Source organism: Streptomyces tyrfis, from assembly GCF_037034285.1.
In the GTDB taxonomy this organism is placed as follows: domain Bacteria; phylum Actinomycetota; class Actinomycetes; order Streptomycetales; family Streptomycetaceae; genus Streptomyces.
Genome location: NZ_JBAGJZ010000041.1, coordinates 1 through 22,549, shown reverse-complemented (window position 1 = coordinate 22,549; position 22,549 = coordinate 1). Strand labels below are relative to the sequence as shown.

The following is a 22,549-nucleotide window of genomic DNA, read 5'->3' as shown; positions in this document are numbered from 1 at the left end:
CATCGCGGCCGGGCGGGAGGTGCGCTCCGGTGCGCAGAGGCTGAGTTCACCGGTGCGCGCACGTCGCCGTGCGCGCACCGGTGCGCGGCTTCGAGCCGGTGGAGCTTTTCGTCGCGGTCGACCTCTCCAACCGCCTCGCCGAGGTCTGACCGCAACCGCAGAAGGCTGCCCCGCGCCGACCGGCAGGGGCGGTCTTGGCGTACGCCCGCCCATCCGGATCTTGCGTACGCTCATCAGCGACGAACGAGGAGGACACGATGGCCGACGACCAGCAGCTCTGGGGATATCCGGAGGTCGCCGCTCACCTGGGCATCAGCGCCTCCGCCGTGGAACGGCGCGGTCCTGGCCGACGGCGGGGACGGCAAGACACCACACCGGCCTCAACTGGTCCGGTCAAGCCTCTGCAGTCTCCGGAGACTCAAGGCACTGGCCAGTGGTCCGGGCGCCAGTGAGAGCAAGGCCCAGGGCCATCCGACGTGCGCGGCCAGGTGCGGCAGCAGGAGTACCGGTACCGCCGCGAGAGAGTATCCGAGCGCCATCTGCACGGTCAGGGCCGTCCCCACGGCGGTCGGGTCGGAGGAGTCAGCAAGCAACGCTGAGTACATCGGTGAATCCCCGATCACCGATGCCCCCCAAACGATCAACATCACCGCAGTCACTATGTCGGGAAGAAGTGGCAACGCTGGTGCGAGGAGGCAGCAACAGGCCGAGATGGTGACGACTACGGTCGTGACATGGACTCTGCCCCACCGATCGGCTGCGGAACCTGCGCCGAAGCAGCCGATGGCCCCGGCTACGCCGATCAGCAGGAACGGGCCCCATCCCGGGACACCGAGGACAGGGCCCCCCGAACCGGGCAACGCGGCGAGCAACGCGACCGACCATGTCCACAGGCCGTAGACCTCCCACATATGGCCCAGATACGCCAAGGTGACGAGCCGCTGTCGCCTGTTGCGGAAGAGCTGCCAGGCGGCACCGATCCGTAGTGTGTCGGTCTCGCTTGTGTGCGGGCCGGTCCGAGTCGTCGTCGCCAGCCCGGCTGCCAGTGTCGCGGCAACCGCCGAGATGAGGAGGACACTTCGCCAGCCCGGCAACGGCAGCGTGCGGAGTGCGTGCGGAAGAGCGCTGCCCAACGTCAAGGAAGCCACGACCAGCGCGACTGCCGACCCGCGGCGGGCCAGGGTCCATGAGGCGACGGCCTTCATCCCCGGCGGATACACCGCCGCAAGAGCGATTCCCGTGAGGACGCGCAGAGCAAGGGTCGGCGCGAATCCGATGGGTAGAACCGCAGGCAGCGCCGTGCACGCGGCAGCGATCAGCGAGCCCAGCGGCAGGAGTACGCCCGGGCGTACCCGGTCGGCGACGCGCAGCAGCCCCAGTCCCAGCGCTCCGGCCGCGAACCCGAGCAGGACGCAGCTCGTCAGCCACGAGACTTCGCCTGAGTCGAGGTTCCAGTGCCGCGCCAGCTGCGGCGCCACCGCTGACGTCGCGTACCACGTGCTCAGTGCCAGCACCTGGACGAGCGCCCCGAGAGTGACGTTCAGTGCGACGGCTCCAGGGCGCAGCCGGTCGTCCATGAGGACCATGGTCGGCACCCGGGTCGACCGCACGTTGCCGCTCACATCGACAGGCTTGTCCATACCGTCTTCGTCTCGAGGTATGATTCGAGGTTCGCGTGGCCCATCTCACGGCCGTAGCCTGAGGTCTTGAATCCACCGAACGGTGCTGCGGCATCAGTGGCACCGTACATGTTGATGTAGACGGTGCCCGCCCTGAGGAGTTTCGCCAGGCGGTTCGCGCGGGCGATGTCACGTGTCCAGATGCCGGCCGCGAGACCGTAGGGTGAGTCGTTGCCGCGCGCCGCGATCTCCTCGAGGGAGTCGAAGGGCTGGGCCACGACGACGGGACCGAAGATCTCCTCGCGTACCGCTGCCATTGTGTCGTCGACATCGGTCAGAACGGTGGGACGCAGGAAGTATCCGTCCGCGTCGACGCCAGCCAGGGCTACTGCACCGGCGGCGGCAGTCGCGCCACCGGTGAGCGCGCCGTCGATGTAGCCGCGGACTCGGTCGAGCTGGGTTCGACTGATGAGCGGACCGAGGTCGGTGCTCGGATCGAGCCCCGGTCCGACGCGCATGCTGTCAGCCCTTTCGGACAGGGCGCCCACGACGTCGTCGAAGCGGGAGCGTTCGACGTAGAGGCGTGAACCGGCACTGCACGACTGGCCGGAGTTCGAGAAGATCGCCGATGCAGCGCCGGCCACTGCCTCCTCGACAGGAGAATCGGCGAAGATGATGTTCGGACTCTTCCCGCCGAGTTCCAGCGTTACGCGCTTGACCTGTGCGGCCGCCTTCTGCGCCAGGTGGATCCCGACACGGGTGGAACCCGTGAAGGCGATCTTGTCCACGAGTGGGTGTTCGACGAGTGCCTCGCCTGCTTCCGGTCCGTAGCCGGGGAGGATGTTGAGAACGCCGTTGGGCAGTCCGGCTTCGAGGCCCAGTTGGCCCAGGCGGATCGCGACGAGCGGGGTGTTCTCGGCAGGCTTGAGGACGATCGCGCACCCGGCGGCCAAGGCGGGCGCGATCTTCCAAGCCGCCATGAGAAGAGGGAAGTTCCACGGAATGATCTGCGCGACGACACCAACGGGTTCCCGCTCGGTCCGCACCATGGTGTCGGGCACGGACACCGGAATGGTGTTTCCCTCGATCTTGCTGGGCCAGCCCGCGAAGTACGCGAAGTGCTTGATGGATAGTTCCACGTCGTTCTGGCGGGCGGAGCTGCGCACCTTACCGCCGTCGAGTGCCTCGAGGTCGGCGAGTTCTTCGGCGTGGGCCTCGAGCAGAGCGGCGAAGCGCTCGATGATCCGGCCGCGGTCGAGGGCGGACATCCGTCGCCACGGCGAACCGGGTTCCATCGCGGCAGCCGCGGCCCGCACGGCGCGGTCCACGTCGGTGACTCCTGCCGCGGCTGCGGTCGCGATCTGCCGGCCCGTGGCGGGGTTCAGTACGGGGATGGTGCCGCCCTTGTCAGCCGGTACCATCTCGCCGTTGATGAGGAGCCGCGGTGGGGCCTGGAGCAGAGCCGAAACGGCCGGGCTGAGGTCGGGTGTCGTGCCGGCGTCTTCGATGACGCTCATGTCTGGCCCTCCTGAGGCATTGCGTTGCGGCAAGTGAGCGGGTGCGGGCGCCTTAGCGTGCGGTGGTCGGCTCGAGCACGGCGGGGTTGGCGATCGCGGGGGGCCGCTCACCCGCCACCCACGCGCGCAGGCCGCGTTCGGCGATCTTGGAGTGCTCGGTCACGACGTCGTCGGAGGCGCCGCCGATGTGAGGGGTGACGGTGACATTGTCGAGGCTGAGCAGCGGATGGTCGGCGGGGACCGGCTCGGTCCAGAACACGTCGAGCCCGGCTCCGGCGATCCGCCCCTCGGCGAGCGCGTTGACGAGCGCTTCCTCCTCCACCACCGCGGCGCGCCCTGCATTCACCAAGTAGGCATCCGGACGCATGAGCCGCAGCTCCCGGTCACCGATCAGCCCGATGGTGGACTCGGCCAGCGGGACGTGGACGGTGACGATGTCGGCCGTGGACAGCACCTCGTCGAGTTCGACGATGCGCGCCTGGTCGCCGAACGCGTCGGACGGGAGGAACGGGTCGTAGACGACGACATCCATGCCGAAGGCCCGGGCCCGCTGCATCATCCGGCGCCCGATGGCGCCACCACCGAGGATGCCGAGGGTGCGTCCGGACAGCCCGAGCCCGCGAAAGGTCGAGTAGGGCTCGAACACGTCCTCGGACTTCCATGCACCGCTGCGCAGCCAGCGTTCGGCCCGGCCGGTGTGCCGAACGGTCATGAGAAGCAGTGTGAAGGCGAGATCCGCGGTGACGTCGGCATTGCGGGCCGGGGTAGTCAGGACGGCGATCTCGCGTGCAGTACACGCTTCCACGTCGACGTTGACCGGGTTTGCACGGCAGGACACGACGACCCGCAGCTCAGGTGCCTTGTCCAAGGTGGCTTCGTCGACGACGTCGACCTCGCACACGAGTGCGGTCGCGCGGGCGAGCTGCTCGTCGAGTCCCCTGGTCGCCAGCGATGTGCCGGCCAGGGAGGGCTCGACGAGTTCGACGTCGAAGACGTCCTCGAGCAGCTCGGCTCGAGCTCGGTCGAAGGGCGCGGTGACCAGCAGGAGCGGGCGGGCGCTGTGGGTGGTCTGGTTCGACATGAATTTTCCTTGATTTCGTAGTCAGGGATCAGGTGGTGGTTACGGAGGGTGCGTCCGCGGGGAGGGCGGCCGTGGGTTCGGACGCGGGGCTCGCGTCGGCGGCGTGTGCGGCCGCCTGCACCGCCCGCAGGTCCGGCCAGTGGCGTCGCACGGCGTCGCGGACGTCGCGGAACACCCGGGCCTGGGCGTCGTGCAGGGCTCGCAGACGGGGATCTGCCTCGAAGATCTGAGCGTCGTCGCCGAACTGGGCCAGCGCGGCGGGAAGGTCGGGTGCCGCGCCGACAGCAACGAGGGCCAGCGCGCCCGCACCGCGGGCGCCGAGTTCGGCGAAAGTGGAGCGGACGATACGGCGACCGGTCACGTCGGCGACGATCTGACAGACGACCGGCGACTGCGCCCCACCGCCGCAGAGCCGGACCGTCGCGTCGGCCTTGATGCCCAGCACGTCCATGCATTCGCCCAGGGACAGGGCGATGCCCTCGTACACGGCGCGCAGCAGTTCTCCCGGGCTGGTGCGCACGGTGATGTTCAGCCATGCCGCCGAGGCCGCGGTGTCCACGAAGGGCGCTCGCTCACCGCTTACGCCCCCGTAGGGCAGGTAGAGCACCCCCCCGGCCCCGGCCGGAACGGCGGTGACGAGTTCCTCGATCTGTGACCATTCCAGCCCGGCCAGGCCCGTGGCCTCGCGCGCCCAGTCGAGGTTGGGGGTGCCGTTCATCGGGGCGAGGCATTCGAGGACCTGCGTGCCCTGCCCCAGGTTGAGGGTGATGACCGGGACGTCGACGGGCGCGCTGACCTGCTCCTGTACGGCGCCGACGAACGCGGTGGTGCCGAGGATCGCGTACGCCTCGCCCGGCCCGACGACCCCCAGGCCGACGCCGCCGGCCAGTGTGTCGACCAGGCCGGTGGCGACGGGCAGACCGACGGGCAGGCCGGTCTCTCGCGCTGCTTTCTCCGTCACTCGGCCGCATACCGCATCGGGTGGGAACAGGGGCGGCAACAACCGGCGGAAACCGCCGTGGCCCAGGCCTTCGATGAGCTCCTCAGAGTAGCGCCCCGTGGCAACGTCCAGGTAGGTGCGCGAGGCCTCGGAAGCCTCCGTTCCCACAACTCCCGTAAGTTGGAAACGGATCCAGTCCTTGCAGTTGAGCTGCGTCGCCGCGCGGGTGAGGAGTCCGGGATCACTGTCCTGCAGTTCTTCCAGGAGAACGGGCAGGGCCCCCGGGAACAGGGCCGAACCCGTCGTGCAGCGGACCAGTTCCCCGCGCCCGTCGGCCTCCCATCGAGCCACCCGCTCGGCAGCTCTGCCGTCCAGCCACAGTACGGCTGGACCGGCGGGACGTCCGCCGGCGTCCACGAGCCACGCACCGTCGCCCTGGCCCGTCACGCTGAGCCCGAGCAGCTCGACATCACCGGCTTCGGCCAGTGCCTCGCTGACTGTCTGCCCGACAGCGGACCAGACCTCGTCCATGTCCTGCTCGGCGTAGTGCGGTTGCGGCCGCCGGATACGGACCGTCGATCTGGCGGCCCCGAGCACGTCACCCGTCGTGCTGATGACGACGGACTTCACCGACGTCGTGCCGGCGTCGATGCCCAGCACGGCCTGGACTCGGCTTCTCATCGATACCTACTCTCCCCGTTCGGGTTCTCCAGCGGATCAGTCTGCGTGGGTTATTCAGAGACGACCCGAGTGGCCACCGGGGGAGCTGGATCGACCTGTGGACCGTACCCCGGGGCTTCGACGCCCGCCTCACGCAAGAGGAAGGTGAGGAAGATCCCGACGATGTAGAGCGCCGCGAGAATCCAGACAACCGGCCCGACACCCAGCGGCCCGACCAGCGCCGCCACGGCCGGGCCCCCGAAGTTGCTGAGGCCGGCACCGAGATTCAGGACCGCGACTGCGGCCGCCTTGTGCTGCGGAGCCAGGAGCGGGACGACGGCTGACAGCGGGACGTACATGCCCAGCGCGAGACCGTAGACGATGCCCAGGGCCATGACGACGACGTAGTTCGCACCGACCGCCTGCGGCAGGTAGTAGAACCCGAGAACGGTGATCGCTGTGGCAGCTCCGCCGCCCCAGGCGATGACATTGATGCGGCCGAACCGGTCGGAGGCGTAACCGGAGATGAGGTTCGCGGCCACGTTCGCCGCAAGCATGGTGCCCCAGATCGAGGACCACTGCGACTGGCTGAAGCCGACCGTCTTGACCATGTACACGTTGAGGAACACGGCGAACGAGTAGTACGAGATCGTGTTGATGAGGCGGACAGCGCCGCCGACACCGACCTTCGGGCGTTCCTTCATGATGGTGATGCCGCGCTTGAGCCCCTCGATGGTCTCCGCACGGGTGACTCTGCGCGCGCCGGCCCGGGACTTCACCAGCACTGCGATCATGAGGGCAGCGACCGCGACGAATACCAGCGACGACCACAGGGTGGCCAGTTCCCCCAGCGGTTCGACAGCGACGGCCACGAAGTACCCGCTGATGACCCCCAGGCCCATGGCGTTGAAGAACCAGTACCAGCCGACGGCTTTGCCCATGACCGCATCGGGCGTCTCCATGGTGACCCAGACAAGAAATCCGTAGGCGAAGAACGGGTAACCGATGGCACGAATCGCGTAGGTCGCGATCATCACCGGGTAGTTCTCCTGCATGACGCCGAGGGTCAGGAACGCGAGTTCCAGCACGATCCACAGGCACGCGCCGATGAGCATCACCCTTCGCGGGCCCCAGGCCTCGGCCAGTGCGCCGGCCAGCCAGGCGGCGACCGCCACGACGATGCCGTAAGCGCTGAACAGCCCTGCGACCTGACCACCACTGAACCCGCGTTCCTCCAGGTAGGTCGACAGGAAGCTGAGTTCGATCCCGTCGCCGACCATGAACAGCATGAGGGCGATGAAACCCCAGAGCAGGACCCGGGAGATTCCTTGGTTCGTAAGGGCATGCGTCCACCGGCTCTGCGGCTGCGCGACGCCGTCCTGCGTCGTCATAGACTCCTCCTTGAGCCTGAACATTTGTACACTCGGTGAACCGGTGCTCAAACATCATGACTCCGCCGCCCGCGCTGTCAAGGTGCTTCTTTCGCTTTCATGATGCGAGTATGGCGACCACCTGTCGGTATTCGACAAGTATGTCCAAATTGCGAGTGGTGCCCCTTCGTCGCAGCCGGGTGCGAACGCTTACAGGCGGCAACCCGTACCGGTGAAGGGGTCGTGGGCCGCGACCGGGAACGCCGCCCGGGGGGTGACGGCGCACACCTTGGAGTCGACCGGCTTGCGCCGGCCCGCTCCGTCATCGCCCGTATTCATCGGCGCACCACCGGCGCCGGCGCCCACGGAGCGCGGCTCTGCAGTACCGGTCTCGTGCATCGTCGGGGCGGCTGGGCCGGGCAACTCTCCCGGCTTCGCGCAGAGCCTCCTGATTTGCGGCAGCAACGGCCCGTGCTCCATCGAAGATCCATCGGACAGCCTTGCGCTCCGCAGTGCGGCCGGGCATCATGATGAACGGAGGTGCAGTCGTGCGAACAAATGCTCACGATCCGTTGCTCGGCAAGGCGGCCCGGCTCTACTACGACCACGGTCTCACCCAAGCCGAGATCGGTGAGCTTCTCAGCCTGTCCCGGGTGAAGGTGACCAGAGTCCTTGCCGAGGCCCGACGCGCCGGCATCGTTGAGATCACCGTTCACAGTGACGAGCGTCCCTTCGCCGACATCGAGGCAGCCCTCGTACGCCGGTTCGGCCTGCAGAGCGCGTGGGTGTGCCCCAGCCTCGGGCCCGGTGAGGAGCGGTCACCTTCGTCGCTGGGCGTGACCGGGGCGGAGGCCCTCGCCTCGGTCCTCCCGCACGTCCAGCGAGTCGCGGTCGGCATGAGTACGGCTGTCGCGGCCAGCGTCGCCCATCTGCGTTATCAGTCCGACAGCGCCGTCGAGGTCGTGCCCTTGGCGGGAAGCCGCGGCGGGCGCTCCAGTGAAGCCAATCCACACGAGGTGGCTACCACTCTCGCCCGCGTCGTCGGCGGCACGGCATACCACCTACCCGCCCCGCTACTGGCGACGACCCCCGAGGCAGCCGCCGCCATCCGCGGGCTCGACGAGGTCCAGGGCACTCTCGATGCCGCAGCCGCAGCCGACGCTCTCGTCGTGGGCATCGGCAGCACGGCCCGCGTCGCCCAGGCTCTTCGCCGCTCGGTCACCGAGACCGAGTTCGCGACTCTCCGGGAGCTCGGCGCTGTCGGAGACGCCTCCGCCCGCTTCTTCGACGCGAACGGTGAAGCTGTCGACGGACCGATCGACAAGCGTGTCATCGGACTGACCTTGGAACACATGCGGGCGATCCCCACCCGAGTGGGGATCGCAGGCGGCATCGAGAAACACATTCCCTTGTTCACCGCGCTGGAGACGGGGCTCGTCAACATCGTGGTAACTGACATCGACAGCGCTCGCTCCCTCCTCACCCGCCCCGTCGCCAGACCCGTGACGGCCTGAAATACTCAGAGGAAAACGATGAAACACCCCACCACAGTCGAGGGCCTGTTCACCCAACTCGCAGAGGTAGGCCGTCTGGCCGTGGAACGCGGCTTCGTGCTGGCCAGCGGCGGCAACCTCTCCGCGCGCCTGCCCGGCAGCGGCACCTTCGTCGTCACCGGCGCCGGCACCTGGCTGGACCGGCTCGGCAAGGACGACTTCACGAGCATGACCCTGGCCGGGGACGTCACAGGCGGGGCCGAACGCCCTTCCAGCGAATGGAAGCTGCACCAGCGCACCTACCAGGAGCGTCCGGACGTCAATGCCGTGATACACCTCCATCCCCAACACACCGTCCTTCTCGATGCCCTCGGTCACAAGATCCGGCTCGTGTCCCTCGACCACGCGTACTACGTGCGCTCCATCGGCACCGTCCCCTACAACCCCAACGGTTCGGACGAACTCGCGGACACCACAGCTGAGCAGGCGAAGACGCACAACTGCGTCATCCAGTCCCACCACGGCTGCTCCGCGCACGCCAAGGACATCGGCATGGCGTTCCGCCGCATCATGAACCTTGAGGAGGCCGCAACCGCGACCTACAGAGCTCTTACGCTGGGTGACCAGAAGACAACTTTCCCTTCAGAGAGTTTTTCGGCTCTGCACCACGCGTAAGCAGCGCCCCACGTTCCCCACGAGGTGCGTGCCGAGTACGACGGCAGCGCCAGTTCCGGCCCGCGGCACGCCGAGTTCGGCGGCCATGTCGAGCACCTGCTGCAGTTCGCCGTCGTTGCGCCGGGTCATGATGACCACGTCGGACGCCTCAACCCCGAGTAGGCCGCCGCCGTCGGCGGCCTACTCGGCCTGCCCACCTGGGTGGTCGACAGGATCTTGGTACTGGATCACCGATGACCAGCTGTCCGTCAGCCAACGAGATCGGCCCCTCAAAGACAGTCGTGAAGGAAGGATCCGGACCTGGCTCCTCGTCGAGCGGCTCAGTGAAGAGCCGGACCTTGATGAGCCAACCTGAGCCTGAACCCGGACCGCCACATGGGTGTCACACCCGGCTGAGGCGTCCCCCGGAGTGCGGACACAAGGGCTCATGCCGCGATTGAGAGTTCAGCCGCTCGCAGATGCTGTTGTTCGAAGTCCACCGGTGAGAGGTAGTTGAGTGCGCTGTGTCGCCTGCGGGCGTTGTAGTAGGTCAGCCACTGGAAGATCTCCAGCCTTGCCTGACGCATCGTCGAGAACGACCTCTCGTGCAGTGTCTCCCTCTTGAGTCCCTGCCACCTCGTCCAGATGCCACTTGTCGCCGGGCCGGGGTCGCCGGCGGCGCAGGCCCTTGGCTAGGCCTGGCCGAACTTCACGCACCAGCGGCGGACGGTCTCGTGGGAGACGAGCACACCGCGCTCGAGCATCAGTTCCTCGACCTCGCGGAAGCTGAGCGGGAAGCGGAAGCACAACCACACGCAGTGCGCGATGACCTCGACCGGGTACCGGTGCCCCTTGTACGACGGCGGCGCGGACGACACGAGCGAACCCCTCCCCAGCACGACTAACTCCAAGACCATCCCAGGCCGGTCAGCCAACGTGACAACGCCCTCGGCCGTGGTGGTGGCGTGCGCCGCGGCCGTGGGGATCGCGAGGACGGCGGCGGTGGCGGTGGCGGTGGCGAGAACGGCGGCGATGAGGCGCTTGCGGGTGGGACGGGTCATGTCGTTGTTCTCCTTGCCGGAGTCGGTGTCCAAGTGGGTTCCGGTGGGCGGCCTTCAACCGGTAGCGAGGGCGGCTTCCAGACGCGGGACGTAGTCGGGGAAGGGCCGCCGCGCACCGGACGTCCTGATGCTGGTCTCCGTGCTGTCCTGCGGACAGGCCGTATACCGGATATTTGTGACTGGACGTCAGCACAAGGGGTGGTAAGACGCCTGAAGGACGTGCTGGAGTCAGGACGGCGGGCAGAACCGCCGCGCCGCCCGGAGCGAACCGGCGGAAAGGGGGTTCACGCCTCCGGCAGTACCGGCGGTGCGCCCTCCGGCTCCCCGGTGCGGCCAACGGCGGATGCAACCCCTGGTGCAACTCGTCCGGGGGCGGTCCGGGGCTCAGCCCTTGACCGCTCCGGTGGCCAGCCCTGCGGCGATCTTGCGCTGGAGCACGAGGAAGAAGACCACGACGGGCAGGGCGGTGAGCGTGGCTCCGGCCATCAGCCCGCCGTAGTCGGTGCCGAAGCTGGTCTGGAAGGAGACCAGCCAGATGCTGAGGGTCTGTTTCTCCGGAGTGGACAGCAGGACATAGACGAGGACGTACTCGTTCCACGCCTGGACCATCGCGAAGACCGAGGTGGCCACCAGACCGGGGGCGAGCAGCGGCAGGACGATGCGGACGAACGCGCCGATCCTTCCGCAGCCGTCGACCATCGCCGCCTCCTCGAGCTCCACCGGGACCGCCGCGACGAAACCACGCAGCATCCACACCGTGAACGGCAGGGTGAAGACGAGGTAGGTGAGGACGACGCCGGCGAGGCTGTCGGTGAGGCCCGCTTCGTTCAGCAGCAGGTAGACGGGGATGATGAGGGCCGCGAGCGGGATCATCTGGACCGTGAGGATGACCACGACGAACGCCTTGCGGCCGGCGAAGCGGAAACGGGCCAGGGCGAATGCGGCGAGGGTGCCGACCAGCAGGGAGGCCAGGACGGTGCCGACGCCGATGACGACACTGGAACGGACGTTGGGCCAGAAGGTCTCCGTGCCCATCGCCCGCGCGAAGTTGGCGAGGGTGGGATTCCGGGGCCAGAACTCGGGTGGCAGGCTGAGGATCTCGGTCGCGGGCCGGAACGCGGTGAGGACCATCCAGTAGACGGGGAACCCGACGACGGCGGCCATGGCCAGACCGAGGACGTCGTAGCGGCGACGGGTCCGTCCCGCCGGGGTTCTTCGTCGCTGTCCCGTTCTCATTCGGCCTCTCCCAGCTTCAGCATCTGCCGCAGGTAGACCACGGCCCCGACGAGCAGCAGGACGACGGTGACCACGGCGATGGCCGCGCCGGTGCTGTAACGGTTGGCTGCGAACGACTCGATGAACGAGTACACGCCGAGCAAGTAGTACTCACGCTCGGGCTGCCCGCCGCGCATCAGCCAGACCTGGTTGAAGACGCCGAAGTCCCAGATGGCCATCAGGGTGGTGACCACCACGAGCACCGGCTTGACGACCGGCAAGGTGATGTGGCGCAGGACCTGGGAGGGACGCGCGCCGTCGATAAGGGCCGCCTCCTCCATCTCCGGGGGGATCTGGGCGAGCGCCGCCTGCAGGGTGACGGCGGCGAACGGCAGCGCACCCCAGACGACGACCGCGGTGATCACGGCGAAGCCCTGCCAGGGGTCGGTGAACCAGTTGTGCCGGGCGAGGTCCACGCCGGGCAGTTGCGACAGCAGCCAGTTGACCACGCCGTAGTCCGCGTCGAAGAGCCAGCGGAAGATCGCCGACGCCACCATCACCGGCATCGCCCACACGGCGACGAGCATGCCGGCCAGCACCGCCCGCACCCACGGCGACGCCCGCCGCATCAGCAAGGCCGTGAACAGACCGAGCGCCATCGTCAGGGTCACGCAGACAACGGTGAACAGCACGGTGCGGGCCACCACCGTCCAGAAGAACTCGTCGCCGAGGATCGTCCGGAACTGCCGCAGCCCGGCCCAGGGCGGCGTCGCACCGCTGAACAATTCCCTGCGGGTCATGTCCTGGAAGGCCAGGGTCGTCATGTCGACCAGCGGATAGCCGAGGACCACCAGAAGTGCCAGCAGCGTCGGCGCGATCAGCAGGTAGGGCAGCAGGGGGCGAAGTCGGCGCCGGGCCGGCTCAGCGCTCATTGATCACGGCGTCGATCCGGTGGTCCGCCTCCCGCGTGGCGTCCTGGACGGACGCCTTGCCGGTGGCGATGCGCTCCAGCATCTCCGGCAGGATGTTGGACTTCTCCACCGAGGTCCAGCCGGGGGCGAGGGGCGTGACCCAGCCACGGGTGGCCGCCTGGGCCGCCGGGCCGTTGACGCCGTCGGCGGCGACCTCGGTGAGCTGGGGGGTGTTGTTGGGCAGGGTGTTGGCGGCGATCAGCTGCCGCTGGGACTTCTCGTCGGTGAAGATGCGGATCCAGTCCGTGGCGAGGTCCTTGTTCGCCGACTTGGCGGGCACGGCCAGGGTGCTTCCGCCGAGGAAGGGCGGGAGCAGCTTCCCGGACGGGCCGGGGAAGGCGAAGGTGGCGAACTTCCCCTTCAGTCCGGGGTCTCCGCCGGACCTGGGGTCGGTGGCCGCCTGAGCCTCCCAGGTGTTTCCGTAGAAGACGCCGACCTTGCCCTGCCCGACGACGGCCGGCTGGTCACCGTTGTCCTTGGCGCGGTCCCCCACGTAGTAGTCGTCCAGGAGCTTCTTCCAGACGGTGAGCCCGGCGACCGACTTCGGCGAGGAGAGGGCGCCGTACCAGCGGCCGTCCTTCTCGACCGCCATCTCGCCGCCGGCGTCCTTGACGAAGGCCATGGCGGCGGACCAGTAGCGCCCGGGTATGTAGAACGCCGAGAACCCGGGGTCCTTCGGGCCGAACTTCTCCTTCAACCGGTCGAGACCCGCGATCAGTTCGGGATAGGTGCGCGGGGCCCGGGTGATGCCCGCCTGCTGGAAGTAGTCGGTGCGGTAGACGCCGACCCGCGCGCCCGCGTAGTACGGCACACAGTAGGTCCGGCCGTCGTGACGGCAGGCGTCGGCGAGCGCCGGCAGCCACTCCCCGGAATGCTCGAAGTCCTTCGGGTCCAGCGGGGCGAAGGTGTCGTTGACGATGTAGTTGGTGGTCTCGCTGTTGCCCATCTCCACCACGTCGGGCACGTTCCGGCCGGCGAGGACCGCATCGAGCTTCTGGTTCTTCGTCGTCCACTGCTGGTACTGGACGTCGACCTCTACCCCCGGGTGCTCCTTCTCGAACCGGCTGTTGGCGGAGGCGACCAGCTTCGGCCAGCTCTCCTTGGCGTCGACCGCCAGCCACACCGTCAGTTCGTCTCCTCCTCGATCGCCGGAGGCGTCGGTGCCGCCGGAACTGCACCCCGCAGCCGTGAGCAGGAGGAGGGATCCCAGGACCAGGTACCGGCCGGGTATGCGCAGTGCCATCGGATTCCTCCGTGCGGGTTCGTCGGGGCATGTGGGGTCAGCGACCGGATTCCTCCCTACCCAGCTGATCCCGGACCCGCGCGACACGAGGAGATTTCGTCCGGAAGAGGGCGGTGAGGACTCCCACGCGCGACTTGGTATGTACCACTGGGCTGCGGGAACGCCATCCAGCACAGAAACACGCACGACGCGCTCAAGCCACACTGACGCGAACGCGACGGTGAGTGACGTGGTCACTCTTGACGATGACAGGGCGGTGCCGCAGGTTTGCCCACAGCGGCACCGCCGCGACTTCCGACCAAAGGGTTTGCACGTTGACCGAGCAGAGGACGACCGGGAGATCGTGCGGGACACCGCTCACGCGCACCGACCACCGCGACTCCTTCGGGGCGCTCGCGTACCCGACACCCCCGCCCGCCCGGTCCGGGTCGGTTCCTGGAACGGCTGGGCCGAGGGCAGCCTGTGGCTGCAAGGCCATGACTGCCGCAGGGCATCCGCAGGGTCCTGACTCCGTCGGCCGCCCCGCGCCGGGGAAGGGCGGGGCGGCTGGTGAGGGTCTACCACTTGCCATGGAGAGCCGGTCACCACTCGCCCCGGCACAGCAGCACCTCATGGACCGCCTGTCGGCGTGCGCCGACTGGTGGGAAGACGCCTCGTGCAGTCAAACCGTCAAGCGGTGGCCGGTCCCTGGGGGAAGTCGGGCACCCGCCACGGATACGGCCTGCGAGGCTGTGGGGCAGCACGGCCTCGTCGAGGGGGCCGCCCCCTGTTCTTCGGGCGCCGGTTGTTGAGGTTGGTCAGTGTCCGACTCGGCCTTCGAGCGTTCCGCTCTTGGAGGGACTGGGGTCGTTGTTGGTCAGAGGTGGCCACTCGTTGTGCGCGCGGTCGCGTTGCCTGTGGTGGGCCAGCCGAGTGGCAGTTCCAGACGGGTCTCGCTGCTGTTCGGCGAGCTGACAGTGGTGGTACTGCTGTCCGCGCTCGCGCAGGAGTATTCCCCGGCGGTGCGGAGCGCGGGGCGGGCGCGGGAGGCGCGGCACGGGCCCCGGCACGGATTCGTACATGTCGTACGCGCCGACGTTCGTCCCCGCCTTCGCCCGGACTGAGTTCAGGGCTGCCCGGGACGGAGAGGAGCCGAGCCTGCCCGCCCGGCCCCCGAGGCCGGGCGGGCCGCCGGGGTCACGAAGGGCGCAGCCACGTGACCGCTGCGATTGCCGCCGCACCGACCGCGGCCGCGGTCGTCACCGGGTCGGTGAGCGTCGGGTGCTCGCGCACCGCGCAGGCGACGCAGCCCACACCAAGCAGGAGCACCACGGCCCGCAGGGCCCGGTCGGACCGCCGCGTCGCCGGGGTCCCGGGAACGGACGGGGCGGGCGGTGTGTCCGTAGTCGTCGTGGTCGTGGTCGTGGTCGTCGTGGTGGCGGTAGGCGTTGTGGTCGTCGTGGTCGTCGTGGTGGTCATGTGTCTCGTCTCCTCTGTAGGCGTTGCGTGGTGACGGGGAGACACATTCGGGTCCGCAGGCGCCTTGGTCGAGCTCTCGCGAATTTCCGTCCCGCGCTCTGCCGGGGACGGCCAGCGGGCGGGCGGAGGAGGATTCGCGAGGACTTGACGCACGGGGGTCCGGGTGTCGGGCCACACGATGCGACGGCCGGGGGTTAGCGCCGCAACCCCCGGCCGACAAGCCCAAACTCACCTACGCGCGGGCCGCATTCAACAAAAACCGGCTCCTTGGACGCGGCACGTCCGCCCTCCGCGTACGGGCCCGCCTCGGCATATCCGGCCCCGTGTTCTCCAGCATCGGACAGCCGTTGGTGGATCTCCCCACCCATCTGGCGCCTGACCCGCGGGACCAGTCGACTCTCTACATCTCGGTACGGTGCACCAGGCCGTTCAGGATGAGGGCGAGGCCCGCCTCGAACGCCGACTCGTGATCGATCACCGGCATGTCGACCGGTAGATCCGCGCTGTCACCGGGGCCGGTGTCCGCCTGCTCTTCCAGGACGCTGCCCACCGTGAAGCGGCCGGCGGCCAGCATCGCCATCTGCGCGTCCCGCTCAGGGACGCCGGAAGCCACGAGGAAATCCATCTTGCGGCGGATCCGTTCGAGGTCGCCGGTGGGGGTGCTGCCGGCGTGGAGCCGTGCGCCGTCCCGGCGCATCAGCAGGGTGCGCCTGAAGCTGCGCGTGTTGTCCGCGAACCAGTCGTGCCAATCGTCGCCGGGCGTCGGCGCTGCGCCTCCCCCTACAGCGGCATGGGCGTCTCCGGCGACCTGGTCGGCGCCCACGTCCTGGCCGGGGAAATCAACCGACGCCCGGGCGACCGGCCGACCGCACTGGCGAACTACGACCGCATGCTGCGTCCCTTCGTCAACGAGACCAGGGCGAAGTCAACCCGCGTCTGCTGCGCCTGGGCATGCCGATGACCCAGCGCGCGATCGACACCTTCCAAGCCACCACTGCGCTGGCCTGCTTCCTGCACATCCCCGAACTCGCCGCGCGCCTCTCGAAGGAGGACCGCGGCGGCAACTGGCAACTCCCCGAGAACCCAGCACCGACCAGCACCGTCTGAAAGCGACTGCGCAGTTCGCGCATTTGGTGCCGGGTCAGGCCCCCGAGGGCGTCCGGGCGTCCTCGGCAGGTGTCACGGGCGCCGCCGCAGGGCCGCTGCCGTGCGCTTTCGGGGACCCGAACCAGGCCACTGCCACCGCGCCCGATACGGCGAGCACGAACCCGGTGATCGCCGCCCAGGCGAAGCCGGGACGGGAGGCATCGCCGAGCCACAGCACGCCGATGATGCCCGGCAGGACGGTCTCGCCGACGACCAGCGCGGCGGTGGCGCCGTTGACCGAGCCGATCTGCAGGGCGACCGTGTGCAGGTACATGCCGCCGATGCCTGCCACCAGGATCGCGTAGAGCGCCGGGTCGCAGAGCAGCGCTCCCAGGTCGAAAGGGTCGATGCCGTTCAGCACACGGACCCCGACACCGAGGGCGCCGAAGCCCAGTCCGGACAGCAGGCCGGCCAGGATCGCGGCGCGCGCCCCCAGTAGGCGTACGACCACGGTGCCGCCCACGATCAGGAGCAGCGAGATCCCCAGCAGCCACCAGTGTGTGGAGATCGGGGTGTCGCCGCTGCCTTCCGGACCCGCCGCCGTCGCCAGAAGCACCAGCGCGGAGCAGACCACAGCGATCGAGGTCCACTCGGCGCGGTTGAGCCGGATGCCGAGAAGCTTGATGCTCAGCACCGCCGTGATCACCAAGTTGGCGCTGATCACGGTCTGCGACAGGAACAGCGGCAGGAGGCGCGCCGCCAGCGCGCCGAGCCCGAAGCCGACGAAGTCCAGGATGGTCCCGACGATGAACTCCCAGGTCATCGCCGCCTTCGCAGTGGACGACAGGCTCGGGCCACCGTGCTGGGTCACGCTGCCCCCGGCGGCCTCCCGGCGGGCTGACTTCCGTGATCCGACGGCCTGAAGGACGGAGCCCGTGCCATAACAGATCGATGCTGCCACGGCGGTGAGCAGTCCTATGAGCACCGAAAGCTCCGTTCATGTATGGGTCGGTGGGGTTCGGTCCCGTTCTCACTGGCAGACGTGGGTTTCGGCGCGAAAGTTGCTTCCGGCGAGTCAGTTACCGGCGTATCTCCCTCCACAGGCCAACTACGGTCAGCCACGTTGCCTGTAGCACACTGCAACAGGCCTTAGCGCAGCGTCACGGAGTGTCCCCTTTCGCGCGTATCTCCTCCGCGCCCCAAAAAGGAGCCCGCCCCCGGGAGCCGCCTCACGGAGATCACCGTCGCAGCCCCGGTCCAGCGAAGCTGGCGAATAAGAAGCTGGTGAATAACCAGAGCGAAAAAACCCCAGGGTGGTGACAGCTGGAATGCCCGAACGGCGACAGGTGCCGCGCTCAAGTCCACGCTCGGTCCGCAGCCAGGCTGCGCCTTCCTCACCGAACTCGTCGATCAGGACGTCGTCGGGCCAGACCTGTCCGTAGCCGGGGCGCTTCGGTCGCGGCTCGCTCAAGGGTCCGCGAGGCGGCGGCGAAGATCCTTACGCAGATCCCGGGGCCGTGCTGTGCGGCGCTTCCGCGACTTCGGCATGTCACTTCCTTATCAGATTCCTTATCAGATGGCGCCGCCGCTCGCGGCGCGCCGGGACGACATCCAGACCGTGCTCGGCTTCATGGCACCGGCCGCCGCAACGTGGGTCGCCGACGCCTCCCGCATCGACGACGTCCTCGCCCGCCGCCCCTGACACCCCGCACACCCTCGTGCGGTCCTCCCCAGCGGCGCCGGCTGCGGGACCGCGGCCGCCGTTCCGGCCTCACGCGCCGCGCGTTCCGCTCGGGCGCGGCGTAGGGCTGCGGTGCGGGAGGCGTCGGCGCACGAGTACCGCCGCTCCGCTCTGACCCACCTCGGCGAGCAAGGCGCGAGTCTGCTGGTGCTGCTGGCGAAGCCCCGGCACAAGAAGCCGGAGAACGTCCGCCGCTGGGTCCGTCGCGGTCTCCGACGTCGTCCGTGGTACCGGACCGAAGGAACCAGGCCGGGCACTCGCGCAGTTGGCGTCCGTCGTTTTCACCGCTACGGAATACTACGCTGCACGTACTACGCGCCGTGTAGCATTATGGGGACGCATTCCGGAGGCCGACCACAGCTGGAGAAGCCATGCGCACCAACGACGCCCAGATGCTCGTGCTGTGCGCGCTGACCGACGGACCGCTGCACGGGTACGCCATCAACGCGGCCATCGAGCAGGTCTCCGGTCACCGCCTCGGGCCCGGGAGCCTCTATGGAGCCTTGGCCCGTCTGGAGGAGAAGCAGCTGGTGAAGCCCTTGGAGAAAAGGGGCCGCCAACGCCCGTTCTGCCTCACGTCCGCCGGGCGGGAGCTGCTTGAGCGAGAGGCGCACTCCATGGCCCGCCTGTCCGGGCGCGTGTTCGAGAGCGCTGTTCCTGACGAGGTCAGCTACCTCGACCAACTGGCCGCGACAGAAGCGGCGCGTTCTTACAAGAGCGTCATGCTCGACGCACTGGATGCCCGGCCCGGTGAGACCGCACTCGATCTGGGCTGCGGACCGGGCACAGATCTCAGCACCCTCGCCAAGGCGGTCAGCCCGTCGGGCAGGGTGATCGGCATCGACTCCAGCCAGGAGATGGTTGAGCAAGCACGCAGGCGTACGGAAAATCTGTCCGCGGTCGAGGTAGAGGTGGGCGACGTCCACACGCTCCCGTTCGAGGACGGCAGCATCGACCGTGCCCGGACCGACCGCGTGCTCCAGCACGTGGCGGACCCGGCCCAGGCACTTGCAGAGGCCCGGCGTGTCCTGCGCCCAGGCGGCAGACTCGTCATGGGCGAACCCGACTGGGATTCGCTGGCCATCGACTACCCCGACCTCGAGGTCTCACGTGCTTACACCCGCCACGTGACGGACAAGGTCGTACGCAACGGCATCATTGGCCGTCAGCTGGCCGGGCTCGCGGTGAATGCGGGATTCGCCGTGCCGGCCGTCGTCCCGATCACCTCGATCTTTCGCGATGTCCAGGCCGCAGACCAGGTCCTCGGCCTTCAGCGCAACACCGAACGCGCCGTGTCCGCGGGCTACCTGCCCGCCCTGGCATCGCAGAGGTGGCTTGACCATCTCGCTACGGGATCCTTCTTCGCCGCGGTGACGCTGTATGTCGTCGTCGCGGAGGCCACCTCGTAGTCGTGGGTGCCGGCCCGACCGCCTCTGCTGCGGACTGGCCATTCTCGCCTTGGGCAGGGTGTCTTGAACGGGGTCCAGGCCCCGGAGGAACGGAAAGTTCTGGCCCCACCCTCCGAACGGGCGGACGACCGTTCACCCGAGCCTCTGACGGCCTCTTCTCGCCGGCTGCGCTTGTACGCGGACCACCCACCGGCCCGGCACTCGAACGCCTGGCGGAGCCACTTCTCGGCGTTCTGGTGGGGCCGGAACTACCCGTCGCAGACGGGCAGGGGTCGTGCTACCCGTCTTCGTCGGCGCTCCTGGGCGGGCCGGCACCTGCGGACATGCCCCGGAAAGCCCTGGAAACCGGACCAGTCTCCTGCCCCACCGTCACGTTGTCGTCGGTGGCGTCCGGGTCGCGCAGGGGACGCCAACCGCCGGACAGGGCGGGAAGTTGGCAGGAGTCCCGGCCCAGCACGTTGATGTGGTGGCGGACGAACGGCGAGAGGCAGGCGATGTCCTCGTCGCGGACGTCGAGGCCTCAGGCCCCTACTCCCGGAACGCGGCGAAGGCGAGCGCGGCCGTGCCCCGATCGGGTTCGAGTCTGGGCCTTCAACTGCTACCTCGGGCACTACGGGTCACCTCATTCGAGGGAGGCCGGTCGACGGCTGCGAGCAGGAGAAAGACGGCGGTTATGCCGGGCGCCGTCTCGTGGCGGGCGGGCCAACCCGGAAGTCGCCTTCGAGCGCCGCGCGGAGCGGCCGATGGCGCTGTGGGCCGAAGCCGGGGAGAACCTCAGCCGGATTGTGCCGCTGCTCGGCCCCGACGCGCCGTCGACGGATGAGCCCGAGGACTGCCGGCCGTGTCCTGGCTGTCACCGGCCCGTCTACGAGAGCTCCTCCCCGGATGGCCCGTCGCCGGTCGTGTGACCTCGGACCGCGCCCAATGCGGTCGAGGAAGTGCATTTGCCCAGAAAAAGACAACTAGTACGGAATGGCTGGTTGAGTGCTTTACTCCTTTCTTAGGTTTAGGTACCCATACCGTCACATGTGCCGTGTCCCTGGGGATCTGACGGATTGAATGGCTCGATGTCTCATATGGAGAGGTAGCCAGGAATGGATGGACTCAGGCGGCTCCGTGTCGTTACGAGCGGGCCCCGGGGAGCTGGGCGACCCCGGTGGCCGTCGTCGCGCCCCGGGACGTACGGCGATGCGAGGCCCGGTACGACGGCGGGCGCGCACGGGGATGGACGTCCCGGCCCCAGACGGAAGCCGGGAGGATTCTGAATGGCCATCAAACCCGCACGGGACGTGAAACCCGTACGCCGGGGGCAGCACGGGAAGCGCCGCTCGCTCACCGGACTCGTGGGCATGGCGACGCTGACGGGATTCAGCGCCGCCGCGCCCCCGCTGCTCACCGCCCCGCCTCGTACGCGGCGGCCAGTGACCCCTTCGACCCGGCCGACCCGACGGTCTTCGTCGCGCAGATCAGGCACTGGACCGCTGGGGCGGAAGAAGGCTCTTTCACAACGTGCGCACGCGCTCCGCGGCATATCGCGGCTGACGCCGGGGGGTGCTGAATGACCGCAATAGTTCGACGCTCGGGTCGACACCGGGCGCGGCGGCTCCGGTCGGGAGCGGCAGTGGGCGCGCTGGCGCTGACGGCGTCGGCGCTCGGCCTGACCGTCGCCGCGTTGACTCCGACGCCTGCGCAGGCAGCGGTGCCGACTGTCACGTGTACAACAAACCCGAATATCTTCAACACGGGTTACGACGCTGCGACCGGGGGCGTCCTTGCTGACAACGCGAAGGACGCGAACTGGCAGGTCGCTGGGCCCTTCCCAGCGACTGCTTCGGTCTCCCCTCCGCCTGCGGGTGCAGCGTTCGCCCCGGCCAACGTGGGCAGCCTGGCACCAGCCATATGGTCTCCCAGCCCCTACAACAACGCGCAATGGATCTCACAACAGACCAAGGCCAAACCGGACCAAGGCGTCGAGAACGGTGACTGGTACTACCGCTACCAGTTCGACCTCGCCCCGTCTGTCAGTCCATCCGCGTTCGCGCTGTCCATGGACTTCCTCGCCGACAATGCCGTGGCCGAGGTGTATGTCAACGGTGTCGCCCAGTCCAAGCAGACGACAGGGCTGCCGCAAACCACGTTGACCGGTCCGCCGCCCGTCGGGCAGAAGACCGGCATGTATTACTACGCGGGCTTCACGACGGCGAACGCCGCGAAGACGACGCTGAAGAACAACTGGCAGCCCGGCCTGAACACGATCGACGTGCAGGTCAAGTCCGGTGCGGGAGCGGAAGGTTTCGACGCGCAGGTTCGGCCGAGCGTGCTGTGCCCAGCACCTTCGGTGTCGCTGAAGAAGACCGCGACGGTTACCCCGGCCGCCGACCAGGAGCAAGCGAAACTCGGTGACACGATCGCCTACTCGTTCGCGGTCACCAACACCGGGTCGACACCGCTTGTGTCGGTCGCGGTCAACGATCCGGCGCTCGGTACCGTGACCTGCCCGAAGCCGCCGGCGCCGGGCCTGGCTCCAGGTGCCTCGGTCACGTGCACGTCCACAGCGACCCACACGGTCACTCAGGCGGATGTGGACGGCGGTTCGGTGAGGAATACCGCGACCGCGACCGGGACCAACGACACCGGTGCGACCAGCCCACCTGCTTCCTCGACCGCGACCGTGCCTACGCAGACTCCAGCACCTTCGGTGTCGGTCAAGAAGTCCGCCACCAGCAGCCAGCCGGACAAGCTGGTCGTCGGTGAGAAGGTCGAGTACGCCTTCGTGGTGACGAACACCGGCAATGTCACGCTGAAGGACGTGAAGGTGGACGAGGGCGAGTTCACCGGGTCCGGGAAGCTGTCCGATGTCGTCTGCCCCGCTGGCACCGCTTCCCTCGCCCCTGGTGCGAGTGTGACGTGCACGGCCTCCTACGAGGTGACGCAGGCAGATGTCGACGCGGGTTCGATCAAGAACTCGGCCACGGCGACGGGCACGCCGCCCGGTGGGACACCGCCTCCGGTGTCGCCTCCGTCCGAGGTC

Annotated in this window: 19 protein-coding genes and 2 pseudogenes; 6 read left to right on the top strand and 15 right to left on the bottom strand. The window is 68.5% G+C overall.

Features of this window, described 5'->3' with window-relative positions:
• Nucleotides 1–380: 380 nt before the first annotated feature.
• From WA762_RS26680 to WA762_RS26655, 6 genes are all read right to left on the bottom strand, one after another.
• Nucleotides 381–1,640 (bottom strand): MFS transporter, encoded by a 1,260-nt coding sequence (locus WA762_RS26680; RefSeq protein ID WP_335938985.1) that lies wholly within the window; start codon nucleotides 1,638–1,640, stop codon nucleotides 381–383.
• Complete coding sequence (locus WA762_RS26675) at nucleotides 1,619–3,136, bottom strand: aldehyde dehydrogenase family protein (protein ID WP_335938984.1); 1,518 nt, start codon at nucleotides 3,134–3,136, stop codon at nucleotides 1,619–1,621. The genes WA762_RS26680 and WA762_RS26675 overlap by 22 nt, the downstream gene beginning before the upstream one ends.
• Nucleotides 3,137–3,188: 52 nt before the next feature.
• The gene (locus WA762_RS26670) at nucleotides 3,189–4,217 is read right to left on the bottom strand and encodes an NAD(P)-dependent oxidoreductase (protein WP_335938981.1); all 1,029 of its coding nucleotides are present in this window, start codon (nucleotides 4,215–4,217) and stop codon (nucleotides 3,189–3,191) included.
• A 28-nt stretch (nucleotides 4,218–4,245) separates the two neighbouring features.
• Nucleotides 4,246–5,838 (bottom strand): FGGY-family carbohydrate kinase, encoded by a 1,593-nt coding sequence (locus WA762_RS26665; protein ID WP_335938979.1) that lies wholly within the window; start codon nucleotides 5,836–5,838, stop codon nucleotides 4,246–4,248.
• Nucleotides 5,839–5,888: 50 nt separating this feature from the next.
• Nucleotides 5,889–7,208, bottom strand: a complete 1,320-nt coding sequence (locus tag WA762_RS26660) for an MFS transporter (RefSeq protein WP_335938977.1) — start codon at nucleotides 7,206–7,208, stop codon at nucleotides 5,889–5,891.
• A gap of 189 nt (nucleotides 7,209–7,397) precedes the next feature.
• The gene (locus tag WA762_RS26655; RefSeq protein ID WP_335938976.1) at nucleotides 7,398–7,526 is read right to left on the bottom strand and encodes a hypothetical protein; all 129 of its coding nucleotides are present in this window, start codon (nucleotides 7,524–7,526) and stop codon (nucleotides 7,398–7,400) included.
• 209 nt (nucleotides 7,527–7,735) lie between these two features.
• On the opposite strand from WA762_RS26655, the gene WA762_RS26650 reads away from it, so the two are divergent.
• Together WA762_RS26650 and WA762_RS26645 are read left to right on the top strand one after the other, a co-directional pair.
• Nucleotides 7,736–8,701: a sugar-binding transcriptional regulator gene (locus WA762_RS26650; RefSeq protein WP_335938974.1), complete on the top strand. Its 966-nt coding sequence runs from the start codon at nucleotides 7,736–7,738 to the stop codon at nucleotides 8,699–8,701.
• 18 nt (nucleotides 8,702–8,719) lie between these two features.
• A complete protein-coding gene (locus WA762_RS26645) occupies nucleotides 8,720–9,355 on the top strand; it encodes a class II aldolase/adducin family protein (protein WP_335938973.1) in 636 nt (211 codons plus the stop codon).
• Here WA762_RS26645 and WA762_RS26640 read toward each other — a convergent pair.
• The 8 genes and pseudogenes from WA762_RS26640 to WA762_RS26605 form a co-directional block, all read right to left on the bottom strand.
• Nucleotides 9,323–9,493 carry a hypothetical protein gene (locus WA762_RS26640; protein ID WP_335938972.1) on the bottom strand — a complete coding sequence of 57 codons (171 nt, stop codon included), beginning with the start codon at nucleotides 9,491–9,493 and terminating at the stop codon, nucleotides 9,323–9,325. The two genes, WA762_RS26645 and WA762_RS26640, sit on opposite strands and share 33 nt — an antisense overlap.
• Before the next feature lie 287 nt (nucleotides 9,494–9,780).
• A pseudogene (locus WA762_RS26635) lies at nucleotides 9,781–9,969 on the bottom strand (IS3 family transposase); the annotation flags it as partial.
• Nucleotides 9,968–10,212 (bottom strand): annotated as a pseudogene (locus WA762_RS26630) (IS6 family transposase); the annotation flags it as partial. The pseudogenes WA762_RS26635 and WA762_RS26630, both read right to left, overlap by 2 nt.
• A 567-nt stretch (nucleotides 10,213–10,779) precedes the next feature.
• The gene (locus tag WA762_RS26625; RefSeq protein WP_391674012.1) at nucleotides 10,780–11,631 is read right to left on the bottom strand and encodes a carbohydrate ABC transporter permease; all 852 of its coding nucleotides are present in this window, start codon (nucleotides 11,629–11,631) and stop codon (nucleotides 10,780–10,782) included.
• Complete coding sequence (locus WA762_RS26620) at nucleotides 11,628–12,542, bottom strand: carbohydrate ABC transporter permease (protein ID WP_335938971.1); 915 nt, start codon at nucleotides 12,540–12,542, stop codon at nucleotides 11,628–11,630. Before WA762_RS26620 ends, WA762_RS26625 begins: the two co-directional genes overlap by 4 nt.
• Nucleotides 12,532–13,824 (bottom strand): extracellular solute-binding protein, encoded by a 1,293-nt coding sequence (locus tag WA762_RS26615; protein WP_335938970.1) that lies wholly within the window; start codon nucleotides 13,822–13,824, stop codon nucleotides 12,532–12,534. Before WA762_RS26615 ends, WA762_RS26620 begins: the two co-directional genes overlap by 11 nt.
• A 1,176-nt stretch (nucleotides 13,825–15,000) precedes the next feature.
• The gene (locus tag WA762_RS26610; RefSeq protein WP_335938968.1) at nucleotides 15,001–15,282 is read right to left on the bottom strand and encodes a hypothetical protein; all 282 of its coding nucleotides are present in this window, start codon (nucleotides 15,280–15,282) and stop codon (nucleotides 15,001–15,003) included.
• Nucleotides 15,283–15,682: 400 nt separating this feature from the next.
• Entirely contained in the window at nucleotides 15,683–16,105 is a 423-nt protein-coding gene (locus WA762_RS26605) for a TetR/AcrR family transcriptional regulator C-terminal domain-containing protein (RefSeq protein ID WP_335938966.1), read from the bottom strand.
• A 128-nt stretch (nucleotides 16,106–16,233) separates the two neighbouring features.
• Here WA762_RS26605 and WA762_RS26600 point away from each other — a divergent pair, with 128 nt between their 5' ends.
• Nucleotides 16,234–16,389 carry a hypothetical protein gene (locus WA762_RS26600; RefSeq protein ID WP_335938964.1) on the top strand — a complete coding sequence of 52 codons (156 nt, stop codon included), beginning with the start codon at nucleotides 16,234–16,236 and terminating at the stop codon, nucleotides 16,387–16,389.
• Nucleotides 16,390–16,423: 34 nt separating this feature from the next.
• On the opposite strand, the gene WA762_RS26595 is transcribed toward WA762_RS26600, so the two are convergent.
• Nucleotides 16,424–17,353: a DMT family protein gene (locus tag WA762_RS26595; protein WP_335938962.1), complete on the bottom strand. Its 930-nt coding sequence runs from the start codon at nucleotides 17,351–17,353 to the stop codon at nucleotides 16,424–16,426.
• A 561-nt stretch (nucleotides 17,354–17,914) separates the two neighbouring features.
• Between WA762_RS26595 and WA762_RS26590 the strand changes: the two genes are divergently transcribed.
• The 3 genes from WA762_RS26590 to WA762_RS26575 all read left to right on the top strand — a co-directional run.
• Nucleotides 17,915–18,070, top strand: coding sequence for a hypothetical protein (locus WA762_RS26590; protein WP_335938960.1), 156 nt, complete (start codon nucleotides 17,915–17,917; stop codon nucleotides 18,068–18,070).
• Nucleotides 18,071–18,480: 410 nt separating this feature from the next.
• The gene (locus WA762_RS26580) at nucleotides 18,481–19,518 is read left to right on the top strand and encodes a methyltransferase domain-containing protein (RefSeq protein ID WP_335938958.1); all 1,038 of its coding nucleotides are present in this window, start codon (nucleotides 18,481–18,483) and stop codon (nucleotides 19,516–19,518) included.
• Between the two features lie 1,621 nt (nucleotides 19,519–21,139).
• The coding region (locus WA762_RS26575; protein WP_443080683.1) for a DUF7507 domain-containing protein at nucleotides 21,140–22,549 on the top strand (1,410 nt) is incomplete at its 3' end.

Coding starts and splice junctions, on each gene's coding strand:
- WA762_RS26655 (WP_335938976.1), bottom strand. CDS start 7,526: ATGAATACGGGCGATGACGGAGCGGGCCGGCGCAAGCCGGTCGACTCC.
- WA762_RS26620 (WP_335938971.1), bottom strand. CDS start 12,542: ATGAGCGCTGAGCCGGCCCGGCGCCGACTTCGCCCCCTGCTGCCCTAC.
- WA762_RS26665 (WP_335938979.1), bottom strand. CDS start 5,838: ATGAGAAGCCGAGTCCAGGCCGTGCTGGGCATCGACGCCGGCACGACG.
- WA762_RS26580 (WP_335938958.1), top strand. CDS start 18,481: ATGCGCACCAACGACGCCCAGATGCTCGTGCTGTGCGCGCTGACCGAC.
- WA762_RS26670 (WP_335938981.1), bottom strand. CDS start 4,217: ATGTCGAACCAGACCACCCACAGCGCCCGCCCGCTCCTGCTGGTCACC.
- WA762_RS26675 (WP_335938984.1), bottom strand. CDS start 3,136: ATGAGCGTCATCGAAGACGCCGGCACGACACCCGACCTCAGCCCGGCC.
- WA762_RS26645 (WP_335938973.1), top strand. CDS start 8,720: ATGAAACACCCCACCACAGTCGAGGGCCTGTTCACCCAACTCGCAGAG.
- WA762_RS26660 (WP_335938977.1), bottom strand. CDS start 7,208: ATGACGACGCAGGACGGCGTCGCGCAGCCGCAGAGCCGGTGGACGCAT.
- WA762_RS26610 (WP_335938968.1), bottom strand. CDS start 15,282: ATGACCACCACGACGACCACGACGACCACAACGCCTACCGCCACCACG.
- WA762_RS26600 (WP_335938964.1), top strand. CDS start 16,234: ATGCCGATGACCCAGCGCGCGATCGACACCTTCCAAGCCACCACTGCG.
- WA762_RS26615 (WP_335938970.1), bottom strand. CDS start 13,824: ATGGCACTGCGCATACCCGGCCGGTACCTGGTCCTGGGATCCCTCCTC.
- WA762_RS26590 (WP_335938960.1), top strand. CDS start 17,915: ATGTCACTTCCTTATCAGATTCCTTATCAGATGGCGCCGCCGCTCGCG.
- WA762_RS26625 (WP_391674012.1), bottom strand. CDS start 11,631: ATGAGAACGGGACAGCGACGAAGAACCCCGGCGGGACGGACCCGTCGC.
- WA762_RS26680 (WP_335938985.1), bottom strand. CDS start 1,640: ATGGACAAGCCTGTCGATGTGAGCGGCAACGTGCGGTCGACCCGGGTG.